This window comes from Thermodesulfovibrionales bacterium, assembly GCA_035622735.1.
Lineage (GTDB): Bacteria > Nitrospirota > Thermodesulfovibrionia > Thermodesulfovibrionales > UBA9159 > DASPUT01.
The window spans coordinates 1-10,345 of sequence record DASPUT010000251.1 but is presented as its reverse complement, the minus strand read 5'-3'; the positions used below and the strand labels follow the sequence as shown (position 1 = coordinate 10,345).

General features: G+C 52.1%; 11 protein-coding genes. 5 read left to right on the top strand and 6 right to left on the bottom strand.

Going from position 1 to position 10,345, the window contains the following annotated elements:
• The coding region (locus VEI96_13065) for an A24 family peptidase (protein HXX58924.1) at positions 1-554 on the top strand (554 nt) is incomplete at its 5' end.
• A complete protein-coding gene (locus VEI96_13060) occupies positions 551-1,837 on the top strand; it encodes an ATP-binding protein (GenBank protein ID HXX58923.1) in 1,287 nt (428 codons plus the stop codon). The genes VEI96_13065 and VEI96_13060, both read left to right, overlap by 4 nt.
• A 123-nt stretch (positions 1,838-1,960) precedes the next feature.
• On the opposite strand, the gene VEI96_13055 is transcribed toward VEI96_13060, so the two are convergent.
• The 4 genes from VEI96_13055 to lon all read right to left on the bottom strand — a co-directional run bounded on the left by VEI96_13055 (position 1,961) and on the right by lon (position 5,085).
• Complete coding sequence (locus VEI96_13055; GenBank protein ID HXX58922.1) at positions 1,961-2,173, bottom strand: DUF1858 domain-containing protein; 213 nt, start codon at positions 2,171-2,173, stop codon at positions 1,961-1,963.
• A gap of 83 nt (positions 2,174-2,256) precedes the next feature.
• Complete coding sequence (locus VEI96_13050) at positions 2,257-2,487, bottom strand: DUF2249 domain-containing protein (protein ID HXX58921.1); 231 nt, start codon at positions 2,485-2,487, stop codon at positions 2,257-2,259.
• A gap of 12 nt (positions 2,488-2,499) precedes the next feature.
• On the bottom strand, positions 2,500-2,961 hold the full coding sequence (locus VEI96_13045; GenBank protein ID HXX58920.1) for a hypothetical protein: 462 nt from the start codon (positions 2,959-2,961) through the stop codon (positions 2,500-2,502).
• A 114-nt stretch (positions 2,962-3,075) separates the two neighbouring features.
• Positions 3,076-5,085, bottom strand: coding sequence for an endopeptidase La (lon, locus tag VEI96_13040; GenBank protein ID HXX58919.1), 2,010 nt, complete (start codon positions 5,083-5,085; stop codon positions 3,076-3,078).
• Positions 5,086-5,275: 190 nt separating this feature from the next.
• Here lon and VEI96_13035 point away from each other — a divergent pair, with 190 nt between their 5' ends.
• From VEI96_13035 to VEI96_13025, 3 genes are all read left to right on the top strand, one after another.
• Positions 5,276-6,790: an ATP-binding protein gene (locus tag VEI96_13035; GenBank protein ID HXX58918.1), complete on the top strand. Its 1,515-nt coding sequence runs from the start codon at positions 5,276-5,278 to the stop codon at positions 6,788-6,790.
• A 5-nt stretch (positions 6,791-6,795) separates the two neighbouring features.
• Positions 6,796-8,157 (top strand): sigma-54 dependent transcriptional regulator, encoded by a 1,362-nt coding sequence (locus VEI96_13030; protein ID HXX58917.1) that lies wholly within the window; start codon positions 6,796-6,798, stop codon positions 8,155-8,157.
• A gap of 156 nt (positions 8,158-8,313) precedes the next feature.
• Positions 8,314-8,670 (top strand): hypothetical protein, encoded by a 357-nt coding sequence (locus tag VEI96_13025; GenBank protein ID HXX58916.1) that lies wholly within the window; start codon positions 8,314-8,316, stop codon positions 8,668-8,670.
• 639 nt (positions 8,671-9,309) lie between these two features.
• Here VEI96_13025 and VEI96_13020 read toward each other — a convergent pair.
• Together VEI96_13020 and VEI96_13015 are read right to left on the bottom strand one after the other, a co-directional pair.
• Positions 9,310-9,678: an SWIB/MDM2 domain-containing protein gene (locus VEI96_13020; GenBank protein ID HXX58915.1), complete on the bottom strand. Its 369-nt coding sequence runs from the start codon at positions 9,676-9,678 to the stop codon at positions 9,310-9,312.
• Between the two features lie 191 nt (positions 9,679-9,869).
• Positions 9,870-10,345: hypothetical protein (locus tag VEI96_13015; GenBank protein HXX58914.1), on the bottom strand; the 476-nt coding region annotated here is incomplete at its 5' end.

The following is a 10,345-nucleotide window of genomic DNA, read 5'->3' as shown; positions in this document are numbered from 1 at the left end:
CGCGGTATCCTCTCGTAGAGGCACTCAACGCGATATTCTATGTCATTGCGGCATGGCGCTACGGCCTTGGATGGCACCTGCCGTTTCTCTGCCTCTTTTGCTCGGCCATGATCGTCATCGCCTTTATCGACCTGGATTTCCAGATAATCCCTGATTTCATAACGCTCCCGGGTGTTATCATCGGCCTCATCGCCGCTTCCTTCGTCCTCCCTGACCCTTTTGCGAGAGACTCACTCCTCGGTCTCAAGGAAGGAGTGATCGGTGCCGTCTCCGGAGGCGTCCTCTTCTACCTGATCGCTGTACTGAGCCGCGGGGGAATGGGGGGGGGAGACATCAAGATGATGGCGATGGTCGGTTCGTTCACCGGCTGGAAGTCCGTTCTCCTCACAACCTTCGCCGGCAGCCTTTTCGGCTCCTTTGTGGGATTATTCCTCATGGTCTTCAGGGGAAAAGGGAGGAAGACAAAGGTGCCCTTCGGTCCCTTCCTTGCGTTCGGAGCGCTCCTAACCCTCTTCTTCGGCCAAGAGTTGCTGGCCCTCTATCTTCACCGATGAAGGAGACACTGCTCTTCATATCGATCCTCCTCTTTCTCGGTCTCTTCTTCCTGTCCCTTGTGTTCCTCGCGATGGCAAGAGTGAGAAGGGCGAGGGAAGTCATGAAGCGGGAAGACGGCTCACAGGTCGGCTTCATTGTCGATACCTTTCATGAACTCGTCGCACGACTCAAGGAAAAAGAAAAAGAACTCGAAACCCTTCGGAAGAAGGCCGAGGAACGTGCGGATGTGTTCCAGAGTTATAACGAGTATATCCTCCAGAGTGTACCGAGCGGTGTCATAAGTCTCGACGGCGATCTCGTCGTGACGAAAGTGAACTCAGCAGCCGAGAGGATCCTTGAAGTGAAGGCTGAGGATGCGAGGGGAAGGCCTTGCGACGATGTCTTCCGGGAGCCGCTCACGGGTCTCCTGAAAGGGAAGACCTTCGCCGGGAGAGAGGAATTCCTCTACAGGACGACCTCGGGGAGGAAGCTCCATATCGGCTTCACCCTGACGCCTCTCAAGAACGCGGAGAGCGAGACGATAGGACAATTGCTCGTCTTCACGGACCTCACGGAGTTGAAGGCGCTGCAGTCACAGGCCGAATTGAGAGACAGGCTCTCAAGCCTCGGCGAGATGGCGGCAGGCATGGCGCACGAACTGAGAAATCCGATGGCAGTGATAGCAGGGTACACGAAACTGCTCTCGAAGAAGATAGACCCCTCGATGATCCCCATTTTGGAATCCGTGTCTCACGAGATAGGAGTCATGGACAGAATAATCGCCGATTTCCTGTCCTTCGCGAAGCCGACGGAATTACAGGTCTCGGCCGTGGATCTCTCGCAACTCATAAAGAATTGCGTCATGCATATCGCACCGGCTCATCAGGAGATACGGGTCTCTCTCGGCATCGACGGGATGCCTCTCGTTCTCGGCGACGAGATACAGCTGAGACAGGCCTTCACGAACCTCATCCAAAACGCGGTAGAAGCGATGCCCACCGGAGGCGAGCTGAACTTCGGATTTTCGGCCGACGGGGATTCAGTCGAAATTACCATATCCGACACCGGACATGGAATCCCTGAAGAGATCCGGAACAAGGTATTCCTTCCCTTCTATACCACAAAAGACAGGGGAACGGGCCTGGGTCTCGCCATCGTCCACAAGATCGTTGTGTCTCATCGGGGCGCCGTGTCTGTCGAAAGCGGAGAAAAAGGCGCGTCCTTCAGGGTCAGACTGCCCCTCGTGAACGACCGGCAGGGAATGACAGATCGTCTGTCCCGAGACCCTCTGCCGTCTCAATGAGCCCCGTGTATCAGGACCGGGAGACAACGGGCGCAGACAAGCTTATTATCACCCTCGTGGATGCAATTGAGGTAGACGAAGTTTTTATCAGTCCTGCCGCAGACAAAGCACGTAACCTCCATACTACTCCTCCGCCTCGTTAATCTCCTTGACCACGGTCTCGGGGTTTATGTTATGCATCATCGAGCCGAAGGCTATCGACTCCATATTAATCCCGGGGCACGTGAAACAGCCGTTGCCGAAATATTTCTCTATCACCTTCTTCGCCGCCGCGCTCTCTTTTATCACGTCACCGATTATCGAATCCTTTGTTACCACCTTTTTCGTCGACACCATGAGACCTCCTTTTTTTGTTCAATGGTCTGCGAGAATATCTCCCATACGATACCCCGAATCTGCCGCAAAAACCATGACCCCCGTCATAGTCCCTTCTTCCTCGTTATCCTTACCTTCCAGCGCTCAGGCCCCTGTTCGAGATACTCCCAGGAGAAGAGGCCTTCCCTCTCGTGGAGGAGCTGGTAATAGAGCGGTTTCGGATCATGGTCATTCACGAGAATGAAGGATTCCCCGCCCCCAAGTGCATCAAAGGTCCCGAATATCAGGGGGTGCCGCTCCTTCGGGACGATTTCCGTGACATTGAGTTCCGTCATCGCAACCCTCCCCTAACCGATCACCTGTCGCTCACCGAGGAGGTCGCCTTTCACCCCGATGATCGTCTCCGTGAGGGGAATCGCCTTGCCGGATTTCGTTATCGCCTCTTTCAGGACCGCGGTCATTCCTCCACAGCACGGGACCTCCATCCTGAGACAGGAGACCCGCCTGATCGGTATGGTGCTGAAAATCTCGGTGAACTTCTCGACATAGGTCATCGCGTTGTCGAGTTTCGGACAACCGATAAGAACCTTCCGGTCCTTCAAAAAGTCCCTGTGGAAGTCATGGACCGCAAAGGCCGTACAGTCCGCAGCGACGAGCAGGTCTGCGTTGTTCAGGAAGGGCGCAACCGTTCCTACCAATTTGATCTGTATCGGCCAATGGGAAAGCCTCGGGTTCTCTTCCGCTGCACTCCCCGCTATTACCCCGATCGACGAGCAGGAAGGACATTCTTCATGGATGCTCTTATTCATGGTCTCTTCTCCTTTTCTGTTTTCTTATTCTCCATCACGGTCTTAGTATATCCGCACCGGGACGCCAGTGCTATGACCTATATCATAAGAACGGGAAGGGCTAACGGAAGGCGATCAGAGAGATTTCGCTTCGAGCAGAATCCGGGCAACTTCTTCTATCTTATCCGCAAAGTGAATATCGAGACCGCTCTTCAGGTCCTCGGGAAGTCCTTCAAGATCAGCGCGGTTTCTGAGAGGCAATACCACCCCCCTCAATCCCGCCCTTCGTGCCGCGAGCATCTTTTCCTTAATCCCTCCCACCGGAAGGATTCTCCCACTCAGCGTCATCTCCCCTGATACCGCGATATCCTGACGAGCAGGTTTTCCCGTTACGAGTGAAAGGAGTGCGATGGCTATCGTGACGCCGGCGGATGGCCCGTCTTTCGGGATCGCACCCGCGGGAATATGGATATGAATGTCGTGATTCTCGAAGAAGTCCTCAGCTATAGAGAAGGATGCGGCGTTGCTCCTGATGTAACTCAGGGCGGCCTGGGCAGATTCACGCATGACACAGCCGAGAGAGCCCGTGAGTATCAGCTCTTTCTTCCCCTTCATCTTCGCAGCCTCTATGAAGATGATGTCCCCGCCGACTTCGGTCCATACGAGACCGGTAGTAACACCCACACGGGGTTTTTCATCGGCTACCTCAAAGTAATACCTTCTCGGGCCGAGAAACTTCTCTACCATTTCCGGAGTCACCATGGTCTTCTTTGCCGTCTCCCTCTGCTGAGCAAACCCCATGGCCACCTTGCGGCAGATCGCGGCGATTTCCCTCTCAAGGCTCCTCAACCCCGCCTCACGGGTGTATTCCTGGATAATTTTGTGCATGGCGATCCGGCTGAATTCCGGGGGGAATTCCGACAGCCCTTTCTCCTGGACCTGCTTCGGGACCAGGTACCGCAAGCCGATCTCCGTCTTTTCATCCTCGGTATACCCGCTGAACTCGATCACTTCCATGCGGTCCCGCAGCGGCTCCTGGATGTTATCGGCAACGTTACCGGTCACGATAAACATCACGTTCGAAAGATCAAAGGGAACATCCAGATAATGGTCGAGAAAACTCCGGTTCTGTTCGGGGTCAAGCACTTCGAGCAAGGCAGAGGCAGAGTCTCCCTTAAAATCACAGCCTATCTTGTCCACCTCGTCGAGCATGAGGAGGGGATTCATGACCTGCGTGCGACGAATCTCCTCGATTATACGTCCCGGCAGCGCTCCGGCATACGTCCTCCTGTGTCCTCTGATTTCTGCTTCATCCTTCATCCCGCCCAGTGAGATCCTCGCGAAACGTCTTCCGAGCGCAGCGGCGATCGACATTCCGAGAGACGTTTTACCCGTCCCCGGCGGACCGGCAAAACAGAGAATAGAGCCTTTGGATGACACCGTTGAAACCCGTTTCTCGATGGCCTGCGCGATCGCAGACCTCACATCATCGAGCTTAAAGGGTTTTGTAATATAGTGGAAAGCGCCTTTCTTTATCGCTTCTATGGCGGAATCTATCGAAGCATAGGCCGTAATCAGGATCACCTTTGTATCAGGATACCTTACCCTGACCCGCTCTAGAAGATCGATGCCGTCGACCTTCTCCATCCGCAGGTCGGTCAGGACAACGTCAAAGTCCGATTCCGACAATCTTTCGAGAGCCTCCCCGCCGTGAGCGGCCGTCACCACCGCATAGCCTTCTTTCCCGAGGATATGCTCGAGGTTCCTCCTTGCGATATCCTCGTCATCCACCACGAGGATTCTCGGTTTCTTGTTCACGTTCAAGATTTTGACGGCGAGATGTTCGAGGATCCTCTCCTTAACGGTATCGAGACCGTAATGACGCTCGTTCAGAATCTTCCGGGCACTGATGAGATCGAGATTATCTTCCGACCTTCTGTTCCAGGGTAGACTGAGAAGAAATTCTATATAGGTCAGCCCTATCGTATATTCAGCCGTATTCGGGCTTATCTTCGATAGCGTCTCGAGTTCCTTTTCAGCAACCTGAAGGATCTGCGCGGGCAATTGGGCAGAGACGATCGTCTCCCGCAATTCTCCCAACGTTGCCGTCTGGAGTTTCTTGTCCGCGTTCTTGAAGATATTCATCTCTGCCGGAACTTTCCTTTCCCCTATCCGGTTTTTGCATATATATTCTACCCTAGTGGTCAGCAAAAGTCTTACCGGGCATCCTCGCCCGAATAAGGAGAAATCCTGCCGGGTGTTTTTGGGGCACGTGCGCCGTTGCAGGCGATGTCCCATTCGTTGCTTTTTGCAATATGGGATGATACAATGAACGATGCTCAGGTTCCAACCCAGTATCAGGCAAAAGATAAGGCTCGGTTACTTTGCGATCGTCGCCATCATGGTCGGATTATCGGTTGCCACCTTTGTAGAGGTGAGGTATCTCGAGAAAAAAGTAATCTTCGGAGCGGTGATCTCCGAATTCTTCGACACGACCCTAGAGATACGGAGGTTCGAAAAAAACTATTTCCTCTACAAACAGAGAAGCGACTACGTCGAGAACATGAAATACCTTGCAAAAGCTCAGGAACTGCTCGAAAGGAATATCGGGGGCTTTGAGACCATAGCCTCCTCATCACGGATTCTTGCCCTGCAAAATGATCTGAAGAGATACCGAGAGCTCATCGAGCAGTATGCAGACGAATCGCTCAGACAGGAGAGCGTGCAGAATACGCCCCTTCCTCCCGTGGTCGAGATCAGGCATTTGGAAACCAGAATACGGGAGATCGGAAAGGGCATCATCACGAGGGCGGAAGAGATCTCGAAGACAGAGCGGCAAAGCTTACAGGCGATGCTCTCCATGTACCGGACTGCCCTCATTCTCTCAATCATCGCCCTGGTCTTTCTGACGGCAGTGGTGGGAGGGGTTCTCTCCCGGATGGTGGTGAAACCCCTAAAGTTACTCGAGGAGAGCATGAAGGTTATCTCGGAGGGTAAATTTGAGAGAGTCTCTCTTGACTCGAAGGAAAGAGAGATCCTCTCTCTCGTCGGCGCGTTTAATAGGGTGCTCAAAGAACTGGAGTTACGGCAGCGGCATCTCATCCAGTCTGAGAAACTCGCCTCTCTCGGAACCCTCCTCTCCGGGGTTGCCCATGAGCTCAATAACCCCCTCTCGAACATCTCGTCGTCCTGTCAGATACTCATGGAGGAGATTGACGAGAACGATAAAAAATACAGAGAAGAGCTCCTCGCACAGATCGATGAACAGACAGACAGGGCGCGGAATATCGTCCGTTCCCTTCTGGAATTCTCGCGGGATAAGGAGTTCAAAAAAGAACCGCTGAATCTCAATAAACTCTTCGAAGAGACGATCCGGTTTCTGAGAGGTCAGATCCCAACCAAAGTCGAAATAACCCTTGCCGTTCCCGACGAGATAACTATCGTTGCCGACAAACAGCGGATGCAGCAGGCATTCCTGAATCTCATAAAGAACGCACTGGAAGCCTTGGGTTCGGAAGGAGCTATCATGATCAAGGCTCAAAAACACAGGGCGGTTGATAAGACGGAAAAGACGGCCGAGCTATTCAACTATCTCAAATACCGCGGAAAGTGCACCTTCGAAGACGATACGATAGACATAGAAATACGGGATACCGGCTCGGGCATACCCACGGACATCCTCTCCAGGATTTTTGACCCCTTCTTCACTACCAAGGATGTCGGTAAGGGATCCGGGCTGGGGCTCTTCATCGTCCACGAGATTATAGAGGAGAATGACGGCTGCATCGCCGTCGATAGTGAAGTCGGGAAGGGGACGTCATTTCTTATCAGTCTGCCGACAAAGGAGTAATATTGATGCCGAACGATACGAGGATACTGATCGCTGACGATGAAAAGATCGCCCTCAAGAACCTTGAGCACGTCATGAAGAAGGAAGGTTACGAGGTTACGGCGACTCAGAGCGGACAAAATGCCCTGCGACTGCTCGAAGACCGGCCTTTTGACGTAGTGTTAACGGACCTCAGGATGGAGAAGGTTGACGGGATGCAGATCCTCAAGAAATGTCAGGACTTGTATCCCGATACCGAGGTAATCATGATAACGGGATTCGCCACCCTTGAGTCTGCCGTTGAGGCCATGAAGCACGGTGCCTTTTACTACATCGCCAAGCCCTTCAAACTCGACGAGGTGAGAAAGGTTGTGAGGGAAGCGGCAGAAAAGGTGGGTCTGAAGAAAGAGAATAGGCAGCTGAGAGATCAGATAGAGAGCTACCAGGGGAAGGTAACAATCATCACTCAGAACCAGTTGATGGAGAACCTGCTCGATACGGCGCGCCAGATCGCTCCAACCGACTGCAATGTTATCATCAGCGGAGAGAGCGGCACGGGGAAGGAACTCTTTGCCCGGTTCATCCACGTCAACAGCATGCGTTCGGCGGGACCTTTTTTTGCGATCAACTGCGGCGCCTTCAACGAGGAGCTCCTCGGCAATGAACTATTCGGCCATGAGAAGGGTGCCTTTACCGGGGCCATGGCGATGAAGAAGGGATTGATCGAGGCGACTTCGGGAGGCACGCTCTTCCTGGATGAAATCACCGAAATGCCGCCCTCGATGCAGGTAAAGCTGCTCAGGGTAATCCAGGAAAAGGAGGTCCTGCGACTCGGCTCCACAGAGCCGCTTCAGGTGGACGTGCGATTTATCGCCGCAACGAACCGGGATATCCAGGACTCGCTCAAGAACGGTCATTTCCGACAGGACCTTTACTTTCGGCTCAATGTCGTCTCGATGCGCATTCCTCCCCTTTCAGAAAGGAGGGACGACATCCCGCTCTTGAGCTATTATTTCCTCAAGAAATATGCGGCTCTCATGAAGAAAGGCGTCACCGAAATATCCCAGGATCTGATCGGGCTCATCATGAACTATGACTTCCCGGGAAATGTCAGGGAGCTCGAAAACATTATTGAGCGGGGCGTCGCACTTTCATCCGGGAATACGATCGAAGTCGCCCACCTGCCGGAAGACCTGAGGGAACTGAGCATAAGGACCTTCAGGAAGAAGGAGGGTAAGATTCCCTCGCTCGAGGAACAGGAGATGTCATATATCAACTGGGTGTTGCGCGAGGTCGGAGGCAATAAGACCCTCGCTGCCCAGATCCTCGGCATAGACAGGGTCTCCCTCTGGAGGAAACTGAAAAAGTTCGGGCTCGAGGCAGATTGAACGGGGAGTGAAATGCTCCTTCATGAAATTCACACAAAAGGAATCGGATCGAGCACGGCAGAGCACCTTTGGTATTCAATACCCATGCTCCTGGAATTATAATGCTTGCAGAAAGCGAGGAAGTATTTTGTCTTGCACCCCGGAAAGGAGACTGATGTGAAAGAACTATGTTCGAGAACCTATCTGGTTTTTCTTCTTGGCGTGACTGTTCTTGCAACGATGCTCTCTGCCTGCGTCGTGTATGAGCCATACTACTACCCGGCGTCTCAATATGATCGCGTGTGGGAAAGCGCGATGAAGGCTGCAGGAGATGCGGGAATCACTATCTCCACGGCTGACAGGACCACCGGCCTGATTCTGGGTAGGAAGGGGCCCACAGACGTTACGATCGCTATACAGACGCTGGCCGATGGAAGAATTAAGCTCCAGTTGAATGTCAGGGGACCGGAAGACGCGGACCCATATCTGAAAGATCGTTTTCTTCAGGCCTATCAGCGATACATGGGAAGATGAATTCCCAATGTTACTCTTTAGAAGTAAGGAGTACAGGGGGAAATTGCAGTCTTTAGCCGCTTGCTTTTTAAGATGACAAATAGATTCCTTATTCTCTTCCTTGTTATATATTTCTTAGTTTGTTTTGCGCTTACCGGTGGCACTCTCTTGATAATTGGGGGTAATGCTTTTCCGGATTATTCTGTTACTGTTAAAGTTATTCGTCTCTCAATTTGTGCAATATACCAAGCTATGATGGCCTACATTTTTATCTCACAGGTATATAAATATTTCCGCAAGTTCATTGACGTGACGTTATTGTCCAAACTTGCGATATATCTTGCTTTACCATGGATAACGCTTTCGGTGATTATTCTTAAGTCTTTCCAGCGATAAGTCATTGCACTGGCTTTATCACATTCGTGTCCTCGGCTATTTATTGCGCATTTTTTCTGTGAATCCTCACTAGTTGCAATTCACAGTAACTCTCGAGTAGCCGTGAAGTGGACATTTGATGAGTTGTCGAAGGGGACTCGCTTTCGAGAAAAACTGACTGTTCTGACTTAAAGGTGCACCGTCTGTCAGATCAAATCCTGGCCACTAAAACAAAAGGCAGGAGAGGACCCATCCCTCCTGCCTTTATCACGATGGAAGCAAGTATTAGCCGAGGTGTTTGTTGACCAACTTCGTCATCTCGAACATCGAGACCTGTCTCTTCCCGCCGAATACCGCGAGAAGATTCACATCGGCATTGATATTCCTCTTATTCTTCGCATCCTGGAGCTTGTTCTTCTTGATGTATGCCCAGAGCTTCTTGGTCACCTCAGTCCTCGGAAGCGGCTTATTACCGACTACCTTAGCGAGTGCGTCGCTGGGCTTCATGGCTTTCATGAACGCCGGATTAGGAGTCCTCTTCTTCTTTACGACTTTCTTTGCGGCAACGGCTTTTTTCTTGACTGGTTTCTTAGCTACCGTCTTTTTCTTCACCGCTGTCTTTTTCTTCACCGCCGTCTTCTTCTTCACCGCCATAATTCTCCTCCTTATGTTATGAGATCCGGAGGCTCACTGCCTCCATGTCCGGATGCGCTACGAAAATTATACACGAAACAGGTAAGGAAATCTCGAATTTTCTCATTTTGGCTAGGAAGGCAAATTGAGGCGGCTTCTCATCGTTGTCCCCCGCAGGTTAGGGAAGGATATGAGGGCAACTTGATACGGTGCTACTCTTCTCTCTTTTTCCTCGTCTTCTTTGTATAGGAGGCCTTCGTCATTTTCCCGGCACCGGAATCGTGATCCGTAAGATACACGACCGGTTCCTCCTCGTGGTTCATGACCTTCAAACCGAAGGCCATCAATTCCTCCGACTCCTTCCAGAGCAAAGCCCTGCTCGGCGTTCCGAGCAGCGCAATGATAAGAGTATCGTTGCCCCGTTCTCCGACGCAGACGAAACAATGTCTCGCTTGCCGAGTATAACCCGTCTTCCCTCCGACGATATCTTCATCGGACCACAAGAGCCGGTTCGTATTCTTCATGAAGATCGTCTTTCCCGATTGGGTCGACACCTCGGCGACCCGCGTATTGAGTATCTCTCGCAGCACGGGAAAGCGAATCGCCTCCCTCATGATCTTTGATAAGTCATAGGCCGTTATATACTGCCCCACGCCGGGAAGGCCGTTCGCGTTGATGAACCTCGTAT

What these genes read in the sequence shown, in the direction of transcription:
- VEI96_13060 (HXX58923.1), top strand. Translation starts at nt 551, where the DNA reads ATGAAGGAGACACTGCTCTTCATATCGATCCTCCTCTTTCTCGGTCTC.
- VEI96_13055 (HXX58922.1), bottom strand. Translation starts at nt 2,173, where the DNA reads ATGGTGTCGACGAAAAAGGTGGTAACAAAGGATTCGATAATCGGTGAC.
- VEI96_13050 (HXX58921.1), bottom strand. Translation starts at nt 2,487, where the DNA reads ATGACGGAACTCAATGTCACGGAAATCGTCCCGAAGGAGCGGCACCCC.
- VEI96_13045 (HXX58920.1), bottom strand. Translation starts at nt 2,961, where the DNA reads ATGAATAAGAGCATCCATGAAGAATGTCCTTCCTGCTCGTCGATCGGG.
- lon (HXX58919.1), bottom strand. Translation starts at nt 5,085, where the DNA reads ATGAATATCTTCAAGAACGCGGACAAGAAACTCCAGACGGCAACGTTG.
- VEI96_13035 (HXX58918.1), top strand. Translation starts at nt 5,276, where the DNA reads ATGCTCAGGTTCCAACCCAGTATCAGGCAAAAGATAAGGCTCGGTTAC.
- VEI96_13030 (HXX58917.1), top strand. Translation starts at nt 6,796, where the DNA reads ATGCCGAACGATACGAGGATACTGATCGCTGACGATGAAAAGATCGCC.
- VEI96_13020 (HXX58915.1), bottom strand. Translation starts at nt 9,678, where the DNA reads ATGGCGGTGAAGAAGAAGACGGCGGTGAAGAAAAAGACAGCGGTGAAG.